Raw genomic sequence first — 20,459 nt, forward strand, 5'->3', positions numbered from 1 at the left:
TGACTCCTTGGTGTTGTTATCGGGTCAACACTCGATGATGTTGACGGCCAGACCGCCGCGGGCGGTCTCCTTGTATTTGCTTTTCATGTCGGCGCCGGTCTGGCGCATGGTGCGGATGACCTTGTCGAGCGAGACGAAGTGCTGCCCGTCACCGCGCAAGGCCATGCGCACGGCGTTGATCGCCTTCACCGAGCCCATGGCGTTGCGCTCGATGCAGGGCACCTGAACCAACCCACCAATCGGGTCGCAGGTCAGGCCCAGGTTGTGTTCCATGCCGATCTCGGCGGCGTTCTCGACCTGTTGCACGGTACCGCCCATGACTTCGCACAGGGCTCCGGCGGCCATCGAGCAGGCCACGCCCACTTCGCCCTGGCAGCCAACCTCGGCGCCGGAGATGGAGGCATTTTCTTTGTAGAGAATGCCGATGGCCGCCGCCGTGAGCAGAAAGCGCACCACGCCGTCTTCGCTGGCACCCGGTACAAAGCGCATGTAGTAGTGCAAGACCGCTGGGACGATGCCCGCGGCGCCATTGGTGGGTGCGGTGACCACGCGGCCGCCGTAGGCGTTCTCTTCGTTTACCGCCAGCGCGTAGAGGTTGACCCAGTCGAGCACCGACAGCGCATCGCGCAGGCTGGCTTCCGGGTGTTGGCTGAGCTGTCGGTACAACGCCGGTGCCCGGCGCTTGACCTTGAGCCCACCCGGCAAAATGCCTTCATGGCGGTAACCGGCCTCGACGCAATCCTGCATTACCTGCCAGATACGCAGCAGGCCGGCACGGGTCTCGGCCTCCGGGCGCCAGGCCGCCTCGTTGGCCAGCATGACCTGGCTGATCGACAGGTGTTGCGCGGTGCAGTGCCCGAGCAGCGCCTTGGCGGACTTGAATGGGTAGGGCAGCGGCGTGCTGTCCTCGACGATACGGTCGTGGCCGGCAGCGTCCTCGTCGACCACGAAACCGCCGCCTACCGAGTAGTACTCGCGGCTGCGGATCTGCAGGCCGGCGTGGTCGAAGGCGCGGAAGATCATGCCGTTGGGGTGGTAGGCCAGTGGCTTGCGGATCATTGCCAGGTGCTGCTTTTCGATGAACGCGATGTTGTGTTCGCCGAGCAGGCGCAGGTGGCCGCTGTCGCGGATGGCCTGCAGGCGGGCGGGGATGGCTTCGGTATCGACGGTATCGGGGTGCTCGCCTTCCAAGCCGAGTAACACCGCCTTGTCGCTGCCGTGGCCTTTACCCGTGGCGCCGAGCGAGCCATACAGCTCGGCCTTGACGCTGACCGTGCTGGCCAGCAGGCCGTCGCGGCGCAGGCCTTCGGCAAAACGTGCGGCGGCGCGCATCGGGCCGACCGTGTGGGAGCTGGAGGGGCCGATGCCGATCTTGAACAGGTCGAAGACGCTCAGTGACATGCTGCTTCCTCCAGGTAAGGCTTGAAGGCGACACTGGACCCTGTGGGAGCGGGTTTACCCGCGAATGCGTCAGTGAGTCCACAATTGCATTCGCGGGTGAACCCGCTCCCACAAGTCAGGCGGTGGGCCGATGAGCTATCAGGCGTCCTGGTAGCTCTCGATCGACGGGCAGGCGCAGACCAGGTTACGGTCGCCGAACACGTTGTCGACCCGGCCGACAGGTGGCCAGTACTTGCTTTCCACCAGGCTCGGCAGCGGGTAAACCGCCTGTTCACGGCTGTATCCGTGGGCCCATTCGCCAACCAGCTCCGCTGCGGTGTGCGGGGCGTTTTTCAGTGGGTTGTCGTCCTTGTCCAGGCTGCCGTTCTCGACGGCGCGAATTTCTTCGCGGATCTGGATCATCGCGTCGCAGAAGCGGTCCAGCTCTTCCTTGGACTCGCTTTCAGTCGGCTCGATCATCAGCGTGCCGGCCACCGGGAAGGACATGGTCGGGGCGTGGAAACCGAAGTCGATCAGGCGCTTGGCCACGTCGTCGACGCTGATACCGCTGGTGTCCTTCAGCGGGCGCAGGTCGAGGATGCACTCGTGGGCAACCAGGCCATTACCACCGGTGTACAGAACAGGATAGTGCTCTTCCAGGCGGCGGGCGATGTAATTGGCGTTGAGGATGGCCATTTGCGACGCGCGCTTGAGGCCGGCACCGCCCATCATGCGGATGTACATCCAGGTGATCGGCAGGATGCTGGCGCTGCCGAACGGTGCGGCGCACACCGCGCCCTGCGGGTTCTCCAGCTGCGCGTGGCCGGGCAGGAACGGCGCCAGGTGCGACTTGACGCCGATCGGGCCGACGCCCGGGCCGCCACCACCGTGCGGAATGCAGAAGGTCTTGTGCAGGTTCAGGTGCGAAACGTCGCCGCCGAACTTGCCAGGGGCACACAGGCCGACCATGGCGTTCATGTTGGCGCCGTCGATGTAAACCTGGCCGCCGTTGTCGTGGATGATTGCGCAGATTTCGCCGATCGCTTCTTCGAACACGCCGTGGGTCGACGGGTAGGTGATCATGATGGCGGCCAGGCGCTCGCGGTGTTCGATAGCCTTGGCGCGCAGGTCCTCGACATCGACGTTGCCACGGGCGTCACAGGCGGTGACCACCACACGCATGCCCGCCATGTTCGCGGTCGCAGGGTTGGTGCCATGGGCCGAAGACGGGATCAGGCAGATGTCGCGGTGGCCTTCGCCGCGGCTGCGGTGGTAGGCGCGGATGGCCAGCAGGCCGGCGTATTCGCCCTGGGAACCGGCGTTGGGTTGCAGCGACACCGCGTCGTAACCGGTGGCGGCGCACAGCATGGCTTCCAGCTCGGTGGTCATCTGCAGGTAACCCTGGCTTTGTTCAGCCGGAGCGAACGGGTGCAGGTTGCCGAATTCGGCCCAGGTGACCGGGATCATTTCACTGGCAGCGTTGAGCTTCATGGTGCACGACCCCAGCGGGATCATGCTGCGGTCCAGCGCCAGGTCCTTGTCGGCCAGGCGACGCAGGTAACGCATCAGCTCGGTTTCGCTGTGGTAGCGGTTGAACACCGGGTGTTCGAGGATCGCCGACTGGCGCAGCAGGTTGGCCGGCAGCAGCGAGCCCGTGCTGGCCGCGAGGGCGGCGAAGTCCGGTTGCGGTTGGTCGCCGGCCAGCAGTTGCCAGAGCGCTTCGACATCCGCCTGGGCGGTGGTCTCGTCGAGCGACAGGCCGACGTGGCCAGCGTCGACCTGGCGCAGGTTGATGCGCTGGTCACGGGCTTTGGCATGCAGGCTGGCGGTGGCTTCGCCGGTGGCCAGGGTCAGGGTATCGAAGGCGCTGTCGCCGACGACCTGGACGCCCATGGCCTTGAGGCCGGCGGCGAGGATGGCGGTCAGTGCATGGGTGCGTTGGGCGATGCGCTTGAGGCCGGCCGGGCCGTGGTATACGGCGAACATGCTGGCGATGTTGGCCAGCAGCACCTGGGCGGTGCAGATGTTGCTGGTGGCCTTCTCACGGCGGATGTGCTGTTCGCGGGTTTGCATGGCCAGGCGCAGGGCGGTCTTGCCGAAGCGGTCGATCGACACGCCGACCAGGCGGCCCGGCATGTCGCGCTTGAATGCATCGCGGGTGGCGAAGTAAGCCGCGTGCGGGCCGCCAAAGCCCAGTGGCACGCCAAAGCGCTGGGCGCTGCCGATGGCCACGTCAGCGTCGAACTCGCCTGGCGGGGTCAGCAGGGTCAGGGCCAGCAGGTCGGCAGCCACGGCCACCAGGGCGTTGGCCGCGTGGAAGCGCTGAACCAGGTCGCGGTAGTCGAACACGTCACCGTTGCTGGCCGGGTACTGCAGCAGTGCGCCGAAGAAGGCGCTGACATCGGTCAGTTCGCGTTCGTCGCCAACCACCACGTCGATGCCCAGCGGCTCGGCACGGGTGCGCAGCACGTCGAGGGTTTGCGGGTGGCAGTGGCTGGAAGCGAAGAAGGCATGGCTGGCCTTGTTCTTCGACAGGCGCTTGCAGAAGGTCATGGCTTCGGCGGCAGCGGTGGCTTCGTCGAGCAACGAGGCGTTGGCGATCGGCAGGCCGGTCAGGTCGCTGATCAGGGTCTGGAAGTTCAACAGCGCTTCCAGGCGCCCCTGGGAAATTTCCGGCTGGTAAGGGGTGTAGGCGGTGTACCAGGCCGGGTTTTCCAGCAGGTTGCGCAGGATCGGTGCCGGGGTGTGGGTGTTGTAGTAACCCTGGCCGATGTAGCTTTTGAACAGCTGGTTGTTGCCGGCGATGGCTTTCAGCGAGGCGAGTGCGTCGGCTTCGCTTTGGCCGTCTTCAGCACCGAGCACGCTGGTGCCCTTGATGCTGTCGGGGATGACCGCGGCGGTCATGGCGTCCAGGGAGTCGAAGCCCAGGGTGGCGAGCATGGCCTGTTCGTCAGCGGTGCGTGGGCCGATGTGGCGGGCGATGAATTCGTTGGCGGTGCCGAGGTTGATGGTCATGGTGCGGTTCCTCAGGCGTCGTCGTTGGCTTTGATCAGGCGGTCGTAGGCGTCCTGGTCGAGCAGGGCGGTCACTTCGCTCATGTCGGCCGGGTTGAAGCGGAAGAACCAGCCTTCACCCATCGGGTCTTCGTTGACCAGTTCCGGGCTGCTTTCGAGCTGGCCGTTGACCTCGACCACTTCGCCGGTCAGCGGCATGTACACGCCGCTGGCGGCCTTTACCGATTCGACGGTGGACGCTTCGCTGCCTTTCTCATACTGCTGCAACTCTGGCAGTTGCACGAAGACCACATCGCCGAGGGCGTTCTGGGCGTAGGCGGTGATGCCCACGGTGACGCTGCCGTCAGCTTCGACGCGCAGCCATTCGTGATCTTCAGTAAAACGCAACTCGCTCATGGGAAATCCTCGAAAAGCAGGGCGGTAGGCGTGGTCAGCCACGCACTTGTTGGATTTCCTGTAGCAAAAATGTGGCCAATAAAATAAAACACTTATAAATCAATGGCTTGATCGATTATCGAAGTGCTCGTGAAAACGAGACCGGAATGAAATCGATACAGAAGGTCCACGGCCCAAATCGCCAGTCGTGGCAAACCCTTATAGATACAGATCGGTGTGGGTGTGTATTGATTCCATTACGATGTATTGAAATCAATACACACACGTCATCTAAGCCTAGCGGTCGGCCCTGGCTCAGGCTGGCGACGCTTGGCGCTGTTGCAGGCGCACCGTCAGCATCCCCGACAGCGAGATCAGCCAGAGCACCAGGAACACGCCCGCGATCGCCAGGTTGGACGCCAACGGCAGCGCACTGACGATGCCCGACGCCAGCGACCCGAACACCAGCATCAGGCAGCCTTGCAGGCTTGCCGCCACGCCTGCGCGGTCGGGGAACAGGGACATGGAGCGGGCCATGGCGTTGGAAAAGATAAAGCCCTGGCCGAACGCGACAAGCATGATGCCACCCAGGATGCTGACCAGGTTCAACCCGGCGGGCATGGCGGCGATGCTCAACACACCGAGCAGGAACAGCAGCATGCCCGTCCACATCAACGTGGCCGCCTGGACCCTGCGGATCAACGCGCGATTGACCAGCGTCCCGACCAGATAGCAACTGCCCACCGCCAGTGCGGTGGTGCCGAAGTATTGTGCGTCATGGCCCAGCCGTTCCTGGACGATATGCGGGCCAATCACGTTCCACAGCAGAAACGCCGAGAAACTTGCCCCCAGCACGATGACCGAAGAACGAAAGCGCCCATCAGCCAGAATGCACCGGTAGCCCACCATCGTTTGCATGGCACTGCGGCGAGCAGTGGCGGGCAGCGATTCCTTGAGCCCAGCCAGGACGAACGCCATCACGATCACGGCGTAGACCGCATACAGGACGAAATTGTAGCGCCACCCCAGGTAGACCTCGATCATGCCGCCCACATAGGGTGCGATGACGGGCCCGAGGCCGAACGCCAGGCTCAGGTAGATGATCGCCACATAAAAGCGCGGGCCCTTGACGATATCGACCAGCAAGGCACGGGCAACCACTTGGCAGGCACCGATCGCAAAACCTTGCAGTGCGCGGGCCACCAACAGCATTTCGATGGAGGTCGAGAAGGTGGCCAGCAGGCTGCCGCTGAGGAACAGCGCCAGGCCCAGGATTACTGCCGGCCTGCGCCCGCGCGCATCGGTCATGATGCCGAAAAATAGCTGGCCGATGGCATAGAACAGCAAGGTGATGGTGATGGTGTTTTGCATGAGCGACGGGCTGGCGCCCAGCTCATGCCCGATTGACGGCATGCTCGGCGCATACAGGTCGATGGCGATCCCCCCGACGCTGTTGATCAGGGGCGCAAGGAACACGATGAAATTCTCGTAACGCTTGTTTGCGTTCATGGTTACCTCCAGTGCTCCGGGCACGGCCATGCCCGGAGCCAGATGTGGTCAGGCGGATGCCTGGCAGGTGAAATGCGGCTGGCTCAGCGCCAGGGCGGGGGCATTGCCCCAGGTACTCGGTGCAGACAGGCGCGAAGCCACCACCCGTGGTCCGTGTTCGTAGTAGTTGCCCCAGTTGACGCCAGGGTCCTTGAGCCTGCTGCGGTCGGCACCGCCCAGGTCCTCAAGGGTGTCTACCAGGGGGATCAGCAGCTGGCGCACCTGCTCGGTCGCGGTCAGCACCACCAAGCCGAAATTTCGCAGGGCCAGTGTCTTGATCACGTTGTTGAGCAAGTACTTCCCGGCCCCACTGCCGCTATGGAACGAGGCGAAGGCGCCCACTTCGGCAATGCGTGCCCGATCAATGTGGTAGCGCTCATCCAGGCTTTGATCCAGGTAGTACTCGCTGAACAGCTTGCCGGAATCGCCGTAGCTGATCCCCGCACAGGCGTAACCTGGGGCCCCACCGTTGGCACCGGTCAGGCAGACGAACAGATCAGGCTGTGGCTCTGGCGTCGCGCCATAGTGCTTGAGGTAGTGGGCACGTACCGCTTCCTGCAGGCATCGGTAGCCAGGTCGGCCTTTGTAGAAATTACGCACGATGTACATGGTGGCTTCCTCAGGCGTACATCTGGTCGATGAACCGCGCTTCGATCTCGGCCCTGCGTGGCCGCCCCGTGACGGTGTAGAACTGATCACGGAAGGTGGCGATGTCAGCGATGACGCGAATCTGCCTGACCCTGGCAAAGTCGGCGAGCCGGTGCTCCAGGCGCGCCATTTCCTGGCGGACCGAGTCAGCGCAGGCGCTGCTCAAGACGATGGCGCAGGGCTCGTCCTTGCCTTCGCCCATGACGATCATGTCGTCTACCAGGGCGCTCTCTTTGTAGACGTTCTCGACCCATTCAGGCGAAATGTTGCGTGCGGTAGACAGGATGATCACGTGCTTCTTGCGGCCGGTGATGTACAGATAACCGTCGCGAAATTCGGCGATATCGCCGGTATGCAGATACCCGTCGGACAGGTCGCAGGCAGTATCGTCGGCGTTGTAGTAACCGGCGCAGAGGGTCGGCGTGCGGACCAGCAATTCACCGTCGACCAGCTTGGGTTCGATACCATCGAGCAGTGTGCCTGCCGAGCCGATACGCCGTTGCGCCGGTGAGTTGAGCGAAATGATCGAAGAGTTCTCGCTCAGGCCATAGGCTTCGAACACCTGCACGCCGTGCGCTTCCAAGGCTTCCAAAACCGTTACCGGAATCTTCGCGCCGCCGGTGATGATGTGCGGGCGTTGTGGCCCGAACAGTTCCTCGACCGAGCAGTGCTCGAGCAGCAGGTTGGCCTCTTCCAGCAGCTTGGGCGGCAGGTACAGGAAGTTCGGCTGGTTGGGTGCTATCAGCTGCAGGTACTGCCGTGCGTTGCCGCTGGCTGCGCCGTATTCGGTCATGCCCTCGGGCATGAGGGTCAAGGTGCCGCCGGACAGAATCGGGATGAACACCCCCAGCACCTGCTCGATCAGCAAACTCATGGGGACAATCGAGAAGTAGTGCAGCGGCTGTTGTGGCAGGCGCTTCATCACGTTATCGACCAGCAACCCGACGGCCTCGTCGCGGATCATCACCCCTTTGGGTTTGGAGGTGGTGCCGGACGTGTGGATGATCGAAACAATGCCGTCCGGGATGAGCTCGTCCTCTTGGCGCCATTCATCACCAATGGTCTCGTGCATGAGTTGCGCGGGGATGAAGCACGCCTTGTCCGGCAAAATAGCGTGCAGGCGGCCGGCGGTTTGCTCATCGCTGACGAACACTGCCGCTGCCTTGCCGAGCAGGCTGCCGATCTGGTCGTCGGAGAACTCGATGGGCACCGGTAGTAACACACCGCCCACTTTCTGGATCGCCAGCAAGGTGTACACCCACTCGTAGCAAGAGCGCATGGCGATGCCGAACACTTTGCGTTCGCAGCGGCCAACCCGCCCCTCGAGGGCACTGGCCAGTCGCATCACGTCACGGCGCAATTCGTGCAAGCTGTAGGCGCGACCGTTCATTTCCTTGATCACTACGCGGTCGGGGGTGGCGGCCAGGTAGTTCTGCATTTTTTGGCTGATCATTGGCCGATACCTCCAAGGCGGTAGCTTTGCGCGCCGAATATGCGCCGTGAGGGGTCATCCAGGCGTCGGCGACCGTGCATCACCCGGGTGTTGTCGATTACCACCAGGTCGCCCTTCTGCCAGAAGTGGCTATAGGTATTGCGGGCGGTGACTTCTTTGATTTCGTCCCAGATATCCAGGGCGATATCTTCACCATCGGCCCACGTGATAAGCGGCGGTTCATAATTGACGCTGGGGCCGAGCATTGAATTGCAAAACGCTTTCTTGCCGCTGAAGCAACTGGTTTCAACCGCGGAAATAACCAGTTCGGACGCAATCAGGTTCTGATCGATGCGACGGTAAGTTTGGCCACTGACGAGTTGATTGACGTGGTGCAAATGCTCGTCGGTAATGTCATCGATGGGCAGTTGCAGTTCAATGCTCAGAAAACGTTTTACATTGTTCCAAGGGATGCGCCGGCTGTAACGAATCTCACGGTTCTCAAAACACTTTCGGGTTTTCGAAGACAAGTCGAACAGTACGCGTTGGCCGTCGCACAAGGTCGTCTCAGAGCCCACGGCTGCCGGCTCCAGGCAGTAGAACCACTGCAGGTCGGGGTTGAATGGCAAGTTACCGTTCTCACGGTGAAGCCCCATTTCATTCACCCCGGCCTCGATTTCTGCCGTGTTGGACGTGGCGGCTTTGCGGGCCGGGTCGAATGTCACGCGGGCGGAATGCGCACTGACGAAGTCGTTGAAGTCCGGCAGTGTATCGGCAAAGTCGCGGTAGATAATTGCGCCACTGTGGGCGAGGTCTTCATACAGTGTTGCACTGTTGATTGAATCGCCTACCCGCAGGTCGCGGTCGACGGCATAGATACATTCGAAACCGTAGCACGGTGTCGGTTGTCGATAGAACGGAAACACCGTGGGTTGTACGTGCGCCAGCATGACTTATTCCTCCGTGAACTGTGGGTCAGGTAGAACACCGCTACCCGATGACCTCACAGTAAGTGAAAAGAACAAGCTGCTGGTTTTAAGAAATTTAAACGCGATGGGAAAATTTAATAAAGCCGGGTCATCGTTCCGTCAACAGCGTTTGCGCCACCGCTTCGACCAGTGCGCGCAGGCTGGAAATATCCTTGCTGTCGCTGCGGTCGCGCGACCAGATCATGTCGAGGGTGAAACTGGGGAACCCCAGTGGCGGTTTGCACACCTTCAGCCCAGGCGCGATGCGCAGGTGCGGCAACAGGCGTGCGGGCAGTGCCACCGTGGCGGGCACGGCGGCCACGATATTCACGCAGGCCTGATAGCCGTTGGCGCGCACCAGCACGTTGCGTGATCGGCCAACCTTGTCCAGCCAGCTGTCGACCATGTTCTTTTCCGATATCCACGGTGTGGGGAACACATGGGGCGACGCACAGAACTCGTCCAGGCTCATGGCCTCTTCACTGGCGAGCATGCCTTGGCTGGTTACGCACACGAAATCATCGCTGAGCACGGGTTGCCACTGCAGTTCGGGGTGCATCTGGTGATAGCCGGGGCCAAAGCCGATGGCAATGTCGATGTCGCCTGAAATCAGCCGGTCCACCGGCAGGTCACGGCTCAGGCGTTCGAGGTGCAGCGAGGTATTGCCGTGGGTACGTGACAGTACCGCCAGCGCCTGCGGCAAGAAGGACAGTTCGAAATACTCGGGCGCGCAGATGCGCCAGATCTTGCGCTGTGCTTGTGGCGAGGCGCTGCTGTCGTCCTCGGCACAGCGGTTGACGGACTCGACCACCACGCGCAGGTACGGCGCAATCTTTTCCGCTTTGGTGGTGGGTTTCAGCACCCCTTGCGACGACGAGAACAAGGTGTCGTCGAAGCACCCGCGCAGGCGCTTCAGGCAATAACTGACGGTGGGCTGGCTGACATTCATCAATTCGGCAGTCCGCTTGGCGCTGCGCAGTTCGAGCAGGTTGATGAACACCACGATGTCCTGCAGATCCAATTGCTTCAGGTAATTGCTGTGAAGCATGAAAATTCCTCCTGAATTTTCCAGTTCATTGCCTGGGCGCACCCTCACCTGGCAGATGAGCGAGCATTTGCTTCAACAGCTGAGCGAAGTGTGCTCGCTGCTCGGCGCTCAGGGGGGCCAGTACCAGCTCCTGGATCTCAGTATGGGTAAGGACGGCCTTATCAATCAATGCCTTGCCCTGTGCTGTGAGGGCCACTTGGGAGCTGCGCTTGTCTTGATTGTCGGCAATGCGCTCGACCATCCCGGCGCTTTCCAGTCTCGCCAAGCGGTTGGTCATCGCGCCGGACGTTATCAGCAACGAGCGATACAGCTCGGTGGGCGTCAGGCGGTAGGGCGCCCCCGCACGGCGCAAGGTTGCCAGGACGTCGAATTCGCCCTCCTTGAAACCATACTGCGCCAGGGCTTCTGCACGCATGCGCTCCAGGTGCTTGCTGATACGCGCCATTCGGCCAAAGATTTCCATGGAGGAAACATCCACGGAAGGCATCGCCTGCGCCCACTGCGCGACGACGAAATCGACATGATCGTTCATTGCTGCACTCATCGTTCAACCTGGAAATGTGTAACCAGTGCACCTTCTGAACCCCCGCACCTTTTAACAATCTTAACGTTAAGCTATCTTGGCGCGGTGAAGCTCAAGGATCAGGAGGCAGCATGGCTTTTTTCATACATGGACAGCATCGTCACTATTATCATGACACCGGCTCCGGTAGCCCTGTACTCCTGCTGCACGGGTTGGGCAACAGCGGCAGGGCGTGGATGCCGCAGCTCAGCGCGCTGCTTGGCCTCGGGCACCGTGTCATCGTACCCGACCTGCTAGGGCACGGTGCATCCAGTGATGCACCCGAAGGCATCACCGCGCACGCCCAAGCCTTGGAGATGCTGGCGCTGCTGGACCACCTTGGGCTCGACAGCATCCAGCTGATCGGCTTGTCCCTGGGGGGCATGGTGGCCCTTGAGATGGCCTGCCATGCACCTCACGCCGTAGAGAAACTGATCGTTGCCGGCACCTTCGCCAGCATGAGCACGGCGCATCGCCGAGGGCTGCTCAGCGAGTGGGCGGCCGCCTTAGACAAGCAGGATGGTTGCCTCAAGCGGTTCAAATCGAGCTGGCCTGCATTGGTGGGTGCGGACTTCGCCGCCTCGCCCCATGGTCAGCGGCTTTACCAGGCGTGGCACGCCCAGGCGGCGCAGTTACGGGCGCACAACCAGGTCCGCTGGTGCGAGGGCATGAAGCAGTACGACCTGACTGGCCATTTGCAACGCATTGAGGCTGCCACACTGGTGCTCGCCGCAGAATTTGACCCGATCAGCCCCAGCGCCGAGGCCGAAACCATCTGCAGCAACATCGGTCACGCTCGCCTGGCCACCCTCGCTGGCGAGGGGCACGTATTCAACGTACCGCTGGCACAGGCATTCAACCAGGTAACCGGTGCGTTTCTGCAGGAGCCCCTCCATCATGTCTGATACCCCCAACAAAGCCTGTGTCGGGTTGCTGGCGATACTGATCGGCTTGAACCTGCGCCCGGTCATGGCTGCCATCGGCCCGCTGCTGCAATTGCTGCAGCACGACCTGGGGCTGAGCAATACCCAAGCCGGCCTGCTGACAACCTTGCCGGTGATGATGATGGGCGTGTTCGCATTGTCCGGCCCCTGGCTGCTGCGTCTGGTCGGCGAGACTACGGGCGTGGCGACAGGCATCGTGCTGATTGCGCTGAGCTGCGCTGCACGCGCCTACGTCAGCACTGCCGAAGCGCTCATCGCCACGGCGGCACTGGGCGGTATCGGCATTGCGATCATTCAGGCGCTGATGCCAGCGTTCCTCAAAGGCAGCCATCCGCAAAGTGCCGGCATGCTGATGGGGTTGTTCACCACCGGCATCATGGCGGGCGCCGCGTTGGCCGCCGCCACGGCAGCACCCGGCGCGAGCCTGTTCGGCTGGCAACTGTCGTTGGGCTACGCTGCCGTCCCGGCATTGGTCGCCCTGATCGTCTGGCTGTTGCTAGCGCGTGGTACGCCTGGCGGACAGGTGGCGGCCACATTGCCCTACCGCAGCGCGCGGGCCTGGTTGCTGTTGCTGTTTTTCGGCATTGGCACTGGTGCCTACACCTTGGTGCTGGCCTGGTTGCCGCCGTTCTACATCGAGTTGGGGTGGACAGCGGCCGAGGCGGGTTACCTGCTGGGGGCACTGACCGTCACCGAAGTGCTCGCCGGGTTGCTCGTGTCATCCTTGATCCAGCGCTTTCCTGACCGCAGGCACCCCTTGGTGTTGGTCATTCTGTTGTTGATAGCAGGGTTGGCGTGCCTGATGGTCGCGCCGGTAGCGTTGGCGGCCGTGGCGACGGTATGCCTGGGCCTGGGCATTGGGGCGCTTTTCCCTCTCTCGTTGATCGTTGCCATGGACCACGCGGATTCACCGTCCAAGGCCGGCGCGCTGTTGGCGTTCGTGCAAGGTGGTGGGTACCTGATTGCCGCCAGCATGCCACTGCTCGCCGGTATCGTGCGTGACCAGCTCAGCTCATTGCACTGGGCTTGGGCGGTGATGATGATTGGTGCCTTCGTGCTGTTGGGGTTGAGCACCCTGTTGCGTCCGGTCAATAACCTTCGGGCTGTTCAACAGGCCTCATGACTTTCCGGGTATACCGTACTTGCGCAGCCGCTGCGCAATGGCGGTATGCGACGTTTGCAGCCTGCCGGCCAATTGCCGTGTTGAGGGATAACTTGCATATAAGCGCTGCAAGAGTTCCCGCTCGAAGTCGCCCACAGCTTGCTCCAGGCTCGCCACTTCGCCGTCCTGGCCGCGGGCCACCGAAGTGCCGGCGATGTCCAGGTCGCCAATGTCCACCAGGTTGCCTTCGCAGATGGCCGCAGCGCGGAAAATCACGTTCTGCAACTGCCGCACGTTGCCTGGCCATGGGTTGGCAAGCAGCGCCGAGTGGGTAGCTGGCGTAAGCCGGCAGGGTGGGCGCTGGATCTGCGTGCAGGCCTGCTGCATGAAGAAGTGCGCCAGCATCAGGATGTCCTGGCCACGGTCGCGCAGCGGTGGCACCTGCAGGTTGAGCACGTTGAGGCGGTAGAACAGGTCTTCACGGAAGGTGCCTTCGGCCACCATGCGCTCCAGGTCGCGGTGGGTGGCGCTGATGATGCGTACATCCACCTTCACCTCACGGTCGCCACCCACGCGCCGGAAGCTGCCGTCGCTGAGAAAACGCAGCAGCTTGGCCTGCAGGTAGGGCGACATTTCGCCGATCTCGTCGAGAAACACCGTGCCTTGGTTGGCCAGTTCCATCAGCCCCGGTTTGCCACCGCGTTGCGCACCGGTAAAGGCGCCTGGGGCATAGCCGAACAGCTCGCTCTCGGCCAGGCTCTCGGGCAGCGCGGCGCAGTTCAGGGCAAGAAACGGCGCGGCATGGCGGCTGCTGATGGCATGGCAGGCGCGGGCCACGAGCTCTTTGCCAGTGCCGGTCTCGCCATGTACCAGCAAGGGTGCGTCGAGGGCCGCCACGCGCAGGGCACGGGCTTTGAGGGTACGGATGGCCGGTGACTCACCGAGCAAGGCATCGAAGCCTTCGGCGTGGTCATGGTGCAAGGCCGACAGGCGCTCGCCCATGCGCGTCGGCGGGTACAGGGTCAGCAGGCCGCCGGCGTTGGTGATGGGGGTGGCGTCGAGCAGCAGGCTCTGGCCATTGAGCTGCATCTCGCGCATTGGCAGGTGGAAGTTGTTGTCTTGCAGGGCCTGAAGCAGGCCGTTGTCGCCGAACAGTTCACCCACCGAGCGCCCGGCCGACTCGCGCCCGCACAGGGCAATCAACGCCGGGTTGGCCAGCAGCACCAGGCCTGCGCTGTCCACCGCCAGCACCGGGTCGCTCATGGCCGCGAGCAGGGCGTCGAGCTGCAGGTGGCGGCGTTGGCCCGGGAGGATGTCGACCACATCCACCGACTGCACGCCCTGCACTTCGAACAAGGCGTCGTGCAACTCTTCGAGCACGGCGGGGCTGAGGGTCGGGGCGTCGATGTAGACGTTCGGCGGGACCATCTCCACGGCGTCCAGGTTGAGGTTGCGGGCACCGAGCAGGGCGAGGACTTCCTGGGTGATGCCGACGCGGTCGATGAAGCTGACGTGGATGCGCATGGGGAGGGTTGCGGTGATGGCCGGGGAGGGCGCTAGTATGCCTTAACATTGCCGGGGCCGCTTTGCGGCCCATTCGCGACGCAAGGCCGCTCCTACAAAGGTAGAGCGTCTTCTGTAGGAGCGGCCTTGCGTCGCGAAAGGGTCGCAAAGCGGCCCCAATTGCATTGTCACTCCAGATGTTCAGGCTTGATCGCGTCGCCCGATTTCACGTCCAGCTTTTCGCGAATGTCCGCGAACATGTAGTCGTAGAGTTTGTGCGGTGAGCTCAGGTTCTCGAACTTCTTCGGCGGGGCCAGGTAAGACTGAGCCTTGCGGGTCAACAGCATGAGGAAGCTGGGCAACACTTGGTCCTTGGCGAGGAAGAACTTTTCTTCCACCGGCTTGCCTTCGATGCTGCCATGCATGTGAAACTGAATGCCTCTGCCTTCCTTGGGGTCCGTCGCGGCCTCGTATTCGATGTTCAGGTCATAGCTGTGGTCATTGGTGTTCAGCGCGCTGCGCTCGATGTGTACATGACCAGGGTGGTACTGGGCCATGGCAAGCTCCTTTGGAAGGTCGAAAATGGCGGGCGCTAGGCGCCCACCCACTGCATTCAACGGTAGCTGATCCCAGGCTTGGCGGTGGAAACCCGGGTGCCGGCGGTGCCTTTGACGATGTCTTCGATGTTCTCCAGCGAGCTGATCACCGCCACTTTGCCGGTGTTGCGGGCAAAGTCACTGGCCGCCTGCACCTTCGGCCCCATGGAGCCAGCGGCGAAGCCCAGGCGTTCGAGTTCGTCGGGGTGGGCCTGGGCAATGGCTTTTTGCGTAGGCTTGCCCCAGTCAATGTAGGCCGCATCGACGTCGGTGGCGATTATCAGAAGGTCGGCTTCCAATTGCTCGGCCAGCAGTGCGGAGCACAGGTCCTTGTCGATGACCGCTTCGATACCTTTGAGCTTGCGGTTTTCGTCGTACATGGTGGGGATGCCACCGCCACCGGCGCAGATCACGATGCTGCTTTTTTCCAGCAGCCACTTGATCGGGCGGATCTCGAAGATGCGCTTGGGTTTGGGGCTGGCCACCACACGGCGGTACTTGTCGCCGTCGGCCTTGACCACCCAGCCTTTTTCCTTGGCCAGGCGCTCGGCTTCTTCCTTGCTGTAGACCGGGCCGATGAATTTGGTCGGGTCTTTGAAGGCCGGGTCGTTGGCGTCCACTTCGACTTGGGTGAGCAGGGTGGCGAACGGCACTTCGAACGCCAGCAGGTTGCCCAGCTCTTGTTCGATCATGTAGCCGATCATGCCTTCGGTTTCGGCACCGAGCACGTCCAGCGGATAGGCTTCGTCCGGCTTGTAGGACAGCGCCTGCAGCGACAGCAAGCCCACCTGTGGGCCGTTGCCGTGGGCGATGACCAGTTCGTTGCCGGGGTGAATCTTGGCGATCTGCTCGGTGGCGGTGCGGATATTGGCGCGCTGGTTGTCAGCGGTCATGGGCTCGCCGCGACGCAGCAGGGCGTTGCCGCCCAATGCAACAACGATACGCATGGGGAATGTCCTTTATTGGAAAAGTGGGTGCTGCTCCCAAGACGGGCACCGACCCTGTGGGAGCGGGTTTACCCGCGAATGCGTCGGCAAGGCCAGTGATGGCTTATGGGCTGACGCTTTCGCGGGTAAACCCGCTCCCACAGGGTTCAGGGTTGTTCCTCCCGTCGAGTCAGCCCTTACAGGTCAGCCAGGGTCGACACCAGGATCGCCTTGATCGTGTGCATGCGGTTTTCCGCCTGCTCGAAGGCGATGCAGGCCGGCGACTCGAACACGTCATCGGTCACTTCGATACCGTTGGCCAGGTCTGGGTACTGTTCGGCGATCTGCTTGCCCACCTTGGTGTCCGAGTTGTGGAAGGCCGGCAGGCAGTGCATGAACTTGGTCCGTGGGTTGCCGGTGGCCTTCATCAGCTCGGCATTCACCTGGTAAGGCTTGAGCTGCTTGATGCGCTCGCCCCAGGCTTCGATCGGCTCGCCCATCGATACCCAGACGTCGGTGTGCACGAAGTCCACGCCCTTGACCGCCGCTTTCGGGTCTTCGGTGAGGGTGATGCGTGCGCCGCTTTCTTCCGCGTATTTCTTGCAGCGTTCGACCAGGTCGTCGTGTGGCCACAGCGACTTGGGCGCGGCGATGCGTACGTCCATGCCGAGCTTGGCGCCGATCAGCAGCAGCGAGTTGCCCATGTTGTTGCGGGCATCGCCCAGGTAGGCGTAGCTGATGTCGTGCAGCGGCTTGTCGCTGTGCTCACGCATGGTCAGCACGTCGGCGATCATCTGGGTGGGGTGGTATTCATCGGTGAGGCCGTTGAACACGGGCACGCCAGCGAACTTGGCCAGTTCCTCGACGATCTCTTGCTTGAAGCCGCGGTACTCGATGGCATCGTACATGCGCCCGAGCACGCGGGCGGTGTCCTTCATGCTTTCTTTGTGGCCGATTTGCGAGGAGTTGGGGTCGATGTAGGTGACGTTGGCGCCCTGGTCATAGGCGGCGACTTCGAAGGCGCAGCGGGTGCGGGTCGAGGTCTTCTCGAAGATCAGGGCGATGTTGTTGCCCTTCAGGTGCTGCTGCTCGGTACCGGTGTATTTGGCGCGCTTGAGGTCGCGGGATAGGTCCAGCAGGTAGCGCAGCTCGCGCGTGGTGTGATGTTCGAGGCTGAGCAGGTTGCGGTTGTGAATATTGAACGCCATGACAGTTTCTCCTTGAGTTTGGCAAACATCCCGGCCGCCGCTTTGTGGGCGCGGCCGGGCGTATGGTCGTTAGTAGTCGATTGGGTCGCGCACGATTGGGCAGGTCATGCAGTGGCCGCCGCCACGGCCCCGGCCCAGTTCGCCGGCGCTGATGGTGATGACCTCGATACCGGCCTTGCGCAGCAGGGTGTTGGTGTAGGTGTTGCGGTCGTAGCCGATGACCACGCCCGGCTCGATGGCCACCACGTTGTTGCCGTCATCCCACTGTTCGCGCTCGGCGGCAAAGCTGTTGCCGCCGGTTTCGACCACGCGCAGCTTGTCTTTCTTACCCAGCAATTGCTCGGATACCACTTCGAGGAAGGAGGCATCCTGCGGCGCGATGTTCATGCCATAGGGCTTGCTGGAGTCCGGGGTGATGATGAAGGGTTTGATCTCCTTCACCACCTCGGGGAATACCGTTACCAGGTCGCGGTCGCAGAAGCTGAACACGGTGTCCAGGTGCATCGCTGCGCGGGACTTGGGCAGGCCAGCGACGATGACTTTTTCGGCAGCGCCTTTCTCGAACAGGTTCTGAGCCAGTTGGCCGATGGCATGGCGCGAGGTGCGCTCACCCATGCCGATCAGCACGATACCCTTGCCGACTGGCATCACGTCGCCGCCCTCGAGGGTGGCATTGCCGTGATCCTTGTCCGGGTCGCCATACCAGACCTGGAAGTCGGCACCGGTGAACTCCTTGTGGAACTTGTAAATGGCGGTGGTCAGCAGCGTTTCCTGGCGCCGCGCAGGCCAGTACATCGGGTTGAGCGTTACACCACCGTAGATCCAGCAGGTGGTGTCACGGGTGAATTGGGTGTTGGGCAGCGGCGGCAGAATGAAGCTGGAGTGACCCAGGTACTTGTTGTACATCTTGATCACTTCGGCGCCTTCGCTTACTGGAAGGTCCTGGCCAGCCACGCCGCCAATCAGGAACTCCGCCAGGTGGCGTGGTTCCAGCCCTTCGAGCCAGCTACGCACCTCGTTGGTCAGGCCGACACCCACGGTGTCAGAGGTAATCTTGCGGTCCAGGATCCACTTGAGGGCTTCCGGTTGCTGCACGATGTCGGTCAGCAGGTTGTGCATTTCCAGCACATCGACGCCGCGCTCGCGCATCTTGGTGACGAAGTCGAAATGGTCGCGCTTGGCCTGGTCGACCCAGATCACATCGTCGAACAGCAGTTCATCGCAGTTGCTCGGGGTCAGGCGCTTGTGGGCCAGCCCAGGGGAGCAGACCATCACTTTGCGCAGTTTGCCGGCTTCGGAGTGGACACCGTACTTCTGTTTTTCAGCGGACATTGTTCATTCCTCCATGTGTGCGAAGACGTGGGTCAAAGGGTCAGGAAGCCGTCGTACAGGCCATAGGCAGCCACCAGGGCGCCGACGACCACGGCCGCGAAGATCAGTTTTTCCACGTTGGTAAAGATGGGTTGGCCAACCTCGCGCTTGGCCTTGGCGAACAGGATGGCCCCAGGGGCGTACAGCAGGGCCGAGAGCAGCAGGTACTTCACGCCGCCGGCGTACAGCAGCCAGATGGCGTACAGCAAGGCGACGGCGCCGATGAACAGGTCCTTCTTGCGTTCGGCCAGGGCTTGCTCGTAGGTTTCGCTGCGCAGTGCCAGCAGGAAGGCATACGCCGCCGACCACAGGTAAGGCACCAGGATCATCGAGGTGGCGAGGTAGATCAGCGACAGGTAGGTACTGCTGGAGAACAGCGTGATGACCAGGAAGATCTGCACCATGGCGTTGGTCAGCCACAGGGCGTTGGCCGGTACCTGGTTGGCGTTTTCGCGGCGCAGGAACTCCGGCATGGTGTGGTCTTTGGCGGCCGCGAACATGATCTCGGCGCACAGCAGCACCCACGACAGCAGTGCCCCGAGCAGCGAGATGATCAGGCCGACGCTGATCAGCACCGCCCCCCAGTGGCCGACCACATGTTCAAGCACGGCGGCCATCGATGGGTTCTGCAGCTTGGCCAGTTCCGGTTGAGTCATGATGCCCAGCGAAAGTACGTTGACCAGCACCAAGAACAACAGCACGGTGACAAAGCCGATGACGGTGGCCTTGCCCACGTCACTGCGTTTTTCCGCCCGTGACGAGAAGATGCTCGCGCCCTCGATGCCGATGAACACCCAGACGGTGACCAGCATCATGTTGCGCACCTGGTTCATCACGCTGCCCAGCTCTGGTGTGCCCAGGCCCCAGATATCGGCGGTGAACACATCGAGTTTGAAGGCGAACAGGCAGATGAGGGCGAACAGCACCAGCGGCACGATCTTGGCGACCGTGGTGACCAGGTTGATGAACGCCGCTTCCTTGATCCCGCGCAGCACCAGGAAGTGCACGGCCCACAGCAGGATCGAGGCGCCAATGATCGCGGCGGGGGTGTTGCCCTCACCGAAGATCGGGAAGAAGTAACCGAGGGTGCTGAACAGCAGCACGAAGTAACCGACGTTGCCGAGCCAGGCGCTTATCCAGTAACCCCAGGCCGACGAAAAGCCCATGTAGTCACCGAAACCGGCTTTGGCGTAGGCGTACACACCGCCGTCCAGGTCAGGTTTACGGTTGGCCAGGGTCTGGAACACGAACGCCAAGGTCAGCATGCCGACCGCGGTGATGGCCCAGCCGATCAGCACTGCACCAACCCCCGCGCTGGCCGCCATGTTTTGCGGCAATGAGAAGATCCCGCCGCCAATCATTGAGCCTACTACCAGTGCAACTAACGCACCGAGTTTTAGTTTTCCGGATGAATCAGACATTTAACAACTCCTGCCAGGAGAAAGTTGACGACAGAGTAAATCCGACGCCTGCACCATGGGCTGACTTGGGTCAGTTCACGGGCACGTAAAGTAGGAAAAATCCTTCACGTGGCTCCTGGAGAGTGCCGACAGCTTTGCTGCAGGCCTTGCACGCTGGCACCTCCATGTCCTTCTAGAGCAAACGCTCTGTTCGGCCTGCGATGCTTGAAGCTAGCTGTTTTTGAGGCTTTCGCAAATTTTTCACAAGAATTTCGAGTTTTAACAGTTTCTTCCCTAGTTGCTGGGCAGCTGCTAGTTTTTACTGAGGCATCGCATAGACAAAGCAGTTATGACTGCTATAGCTTTTATGGCCTTATTCAATATAAATCATGCCTTTTATATGGCCGCCACGGCTGTTTCAAACGCATGACAGC

The 20,459-nt window shown here is 61.9% G+C and carries 17 protein-coding genes; 2 read left to right on the forward strand and 15 right to left on the reverse strand.

Annotated elements, in window-relative coordinates:
* Positions 1-24: 24 nt before the first annotated feature.
* From GIB19_RS21630 to GIB19_RS21670, 9 genes are all read right to left on the reverse strand, one after another.
* A complete protein-coding gene (locus tag GIB19_RS21630) occupies positions 25-1,401 on the reverse strand; it encodes an L-serine ammonia-lyase (RefSeq protein WP_274887927.1) in 1,377 nt (458 codons plus the stop codon).
* Between the two features lie 138 nt (positions 1,402-1,539).
* Entirely contained in the window at positions 1,540-4,395 is a 2,856-nt protein-coding gene (gene gcvP, locus GIB19_RS21635) for an aminomethyl-transferring glycine dehydrogenase (RefSeq protein ID WP_274887929.1), read from the reverse strand.
* Positions 4,396-4,406: 11 nt separating this feature from the next.
* A complete protein-coding gene (gcvH, locus tag GIB19_RS21640; protein ID WP_016501301.1) occupies positions 4,407-4,790 on the reverse strand; it encodes a glycine cleavage system protein GcvH in 384 nt (127 codons plus the stop codon).
* Between the two features lie 294 nt (positions 4,791-5,084).
* Complete coding sequence (locus GIB19_RS21645; RefSeq protein WP_027595640.1) at positions 5,085-6,278, reverse strand: multidrug effflux MFS transporter; 1,194 nt, start codon at positions 6,276-6,278, stop codon at positions 5,085-5,087.
* A gap of 48 nt (positions 6,279-6,326) precedes the next feature.
* On the reverse strand, positions 6,327-6,926 hold the full coding sequence (locus GIB19_RS21650) for a thermostable hemolysin (RefSeq protein ID WP_027595641.1): 600 nt from the start codon (positions 6,924-6,926) through the stop codon (positions 6,327-6,329).
* 10 nt (positions 6,927-6,936) lie between these two features.
* On the reverse strand, positions 6,937-8,418 hold the full coding sequence (locus GIB19_RS21655) for an AMP-binding protein (protein WP_274887930.1): 1,482 nt from the start codon (positions 8,416-8,418) through the stop codon (positions 6,937-6,939).
* Positions 8,415-9,347 (reverse strand): TauD/TfdA family dioxygenase, encoded by a 933-nt coding sequence (locus tag GIB19_RS21660; RefSeq protein ID WP_186675675.1) that lies wholly within the window; start codon positions 9,345-9,347, stop codon positions 8,415-8,417. The genes GIB19_RS21655 and GIB19_RS21660 overlap by 4 nt, the downstream gene beginning before the upstream one ends.
* Before the next feature lie 127 nt (positions 9,348-9,474).
* Positions 9,475-10,413, reverse strand: a complete 939-nt coding sequence (locus GIB19_RS21665) for a LysR family transcriptional regulator (protein ID WP_099453027.1) — start codon at positions 10,411-10,413, stop codon at positions 9,475-9,477.
* Positions 10,414-10,438: 25 nt separating this feature from the next.
* Entirely contained in the window at positions 10,439-10,945 is a 507-nt protein-coding gene (locus tag GIB19_RS21670) for a MarR family winged helix-turn-helix transcriptional regulator (protein WP_252826805.1), read from the reverse strand.
* Positions 10,946-11,067: 122 nt separating this feature from the next.
* On the opposite strand from GIB19_RS21670, the gene GIB19_RS21675 reads away from it, so the two are divergent.
* Both GIB19_RS21675 and GIB19_RS21680 read left to right on the forward strand, forming a co-directional pair.
* Positions 11,068-11,880, forward strand: a complete 813-nt coding sequence (locus tag GIB19_RS21675; RefSeq protein ID WP_274887932.1) for an alpha/beta fold hydrolase — start codon at positions 11,068-11,070, stop codon at positions 11,878-11,880.
* Positions 11,873-13,042, forward strand: coding sequence for an MFS transporter (locus tag GIB19_RS21680; RefSeq protein ID WP_274887933.1), 1,170 nt, complete (start codon positions 11,873-11,875; stop codon positions 13,040-13,042). Before GIB19_RS21675 ends, GIB19_RS21680 begins: the two co-directional genes overlap by 8 nt.
* On the opposite strand, the gene GIB19_RS21685 is transcribed toward GIB19_RS21680, so the two are convergent.
* The 6 genes from GIB19_RS21685 to arcD all read right to left on the reverse strand — a co-directional run bounded on the left by GIB19_RS21685 (position 13,037) and on the right by arcD (position 20,046).
* Entirely contained in the window at positions 13,037-14,545 is a 1,509-nt protein-coding gene (locus tag GIB19_RS21685) for a sigma-54-dependent transcriptional regulator (protein WP_027595647.1), read from the reverse strand. The two genes, GIB19_RS21680 and GIB19_RS21685, sit on opposite strands and share 6 nt — an antisense overlap.
* 167 nt (positions 14,546-14,712) lie before the next feature.
* Complete coding sequence (locus tag GIB19_RS21690; protein ID WP_186675687.1) at positions 14,713-15,081, reverse strand: DUF5064 family protein; 369 nt, start codon at positions 15,079-15,081, stop codon at positions 14,713-14,715.
* Between the two features lie 56 nt (positions 15,082-15,137).
* Positions 15,138-16,067: a carbamate kinase gene (gene arcC, locus GIB19_RS21695; protein WP_085272675.1), complete on the reverse strand. Its 930-nt coding sequence runs from the start codon at positions 16,065-16,067 to the stop codon at positions 15,138-15,140.
* 176 nt (positions 16,068-16,243) lie between these two features.
* Complete coding sequence (locus tag GIB19_RS21700) at positions 16,244-17,254, reverse strand: ornithine carbamoyltransferase (protein ID WP_274887934.1); 1,011 nt, start codon at positions 17,252-17,254, stop codon at positions 16,244-16,246.
* 69 nt (positions 17,255-17,323) lie between these two features.
* Positions 17,324-18,586 carry an arginine deiminase gene (gene arcA, locus GIB19_RS21705; protein WP_019471749.1) on the reverse strand — a complete coding sequence of 421 codons (1,263 nt, stop codon included), beginning with the start codon at positions 18,584-18,586 and terminating at the stop codon, positions 17,324-17,326.
* Between the two features lie 32 nt (positions 18,587-18,618).
* Positions 18,619-20,046 (reverse strand): arginine-ornithine antiporter, encoded by a 1,428-nt coding sequence (gene arcD / locus GIB19_RS21710; protein WP_186675694.1) that lies wholly within the window; start codon positions 20,044-20,046, stop codon positions 18,619-18,621.
* Between the last annotated feature and the right edge of the window lie 413 nt (positions 20,047-20,459).

The organism is Pseudomonas sp. ITEM 17296 (assembly GCF_028895205.1).
Lineage (GTDB): Bacteria > Pseudomonadota > Gammaproteobacteria > Pseudomonadales > Pseudomonadaceae > Aquipseudomonas > Aquipseudomonas kermanshahensis.